Source organism: Ideonella azotifigens (assembly GCF_006519715.1).
GTDB lineage: Bacteria > Pseudomonadota > Gammaproteobacteria > Burkholderiales > Burkholderiaceae_C > Ideonella > Ideonella azotifigens.
This window is the reverse complement of record NZ_VIDT01001085.1, coordinates 1-1,284: the sequence shown is the minus strand read 5'-3', so window position 1 is coordinate 1,284 and position 1,284 is coordinate 1. Positions and strand designations below refer to the sequence as shown.

At 70.6% G+C, this 1,284-nt stretch carries 1 protein-coding gene; it reads right to left on the bottom strand.

Annotated elements, in window-relative coordinates; translation table 11 throughout:
* The coding region (locus FKP22_RS30755) for a condensation domain-containing protein (RefSeq protein WP_233447035.1) at positions 1–1,284 on the bottom strand (1,284 nt) is incomplete at both ends.

The window sequence follows — 1,284 nt, the reverse complement described above, 5'->3', positions numbered from 1 at the left end:
TCGTCGGCATGCGGCAGCGGCAGTTCGGCGAGGCTGCTTTCGGGTGCTTCGGCCAAGGCGCGCAGCACCACTTCGGCATGCTCGGCCAGCCGGGCGATGGTGGCGCGTTCGAACAGCTCTTGCGGGTAGCCGAAGTCCAGCCGCAGGCCGCCGTTTCCGCCTTCGTTTGCATCTTCCACCGCGGTCACGCTCAACTCGAACACGGCCGGCTTGTCCAGCGCCAGGTCCAGCGGCTGCACGCTCAGACCCGGCAGCGCGGGGCGGGCGCTGCCATCGGCGCGCAAGTGGTTGAACATCACCTGGCACAGCGGGCTGCTGCCCAGCTGACGCTCGGGCTGCAAGGCCTCGACGAGTTGCTCGAACGGCAGGTCCTGCTGCGCCTGCGCGCCCAGCGCGGCCTCGCGCACCTGGGTGAACAGCTCGTGCAGGCGCATCCTGCCGTCCAGCTGGCTGCGCAGCACCTGCGTGTTGACGAACAGGCCGACCAAGCCTTCGGTTTGCGCGCGATGCCGGTTGGCAATGGGCACGCCGACGCGGATGTCGCGCTGGCCGGTGTAGCGGTAGAGCAGCGCCTGCAGCCCGGCCAGCAAGGCCATGAACAGCGTGCCGCCCTGCTGCTGCGCCAGGCGGCGCAAGCCCTGCACCAGCGCCGGTGGCAGCGGGTGTTCCAGGCGGGCCAGCCGGTGGGCAGCTTCCGCGCGACGCGGATGGTCCGCCGGCAGTTGCAGCACCGGGTGTTCGCTGCCCAGCTGCTGGCGCCAGTAGGCCAGTTGGCGCGCGGTTTCGCCCTCGGCCAGCCAGCGGGTCTGCCAGGCGGCGTAGTCGGCATAGGCGATGGGCAAAGCCGGCAGCGCGCCCTGCCCCGCGTACAACTGGCCGAACTCGCGCAGCAGCAGCTGCATGGACCAGCCGTCTGACACGATGTGGTGCATGCCCAGTACCAGCAGGTGGTCCTCTGGCCCCAGGCGGACCAGCGCCACGCGCAGCAGCGGGCCGCGCGCCAGGTCGTAAGGCGTGAGCAGCAGGCGCTGCAGCGTGGCCTGCACGCTGGCGGCACCTGGCGCCTCGCCTAGGTGGTCGATAAGAGGCACCTCAATCGCCATCTCGGGATGGATCACCTGTTGCGCCAGGCCGTCTTCACCCGCCTGGAACACGGTGCGCAGCGAAGCGTGCCGGGCCACCAGGGACTGGAACGCCTCGCGCACCGCCGCCGTGTCCAGCACGCCTTGCAGGCGCAGCACTTCGGCCATGTGCGCGGTGGTTGCCTGCGAGTCCAGCTGCCAC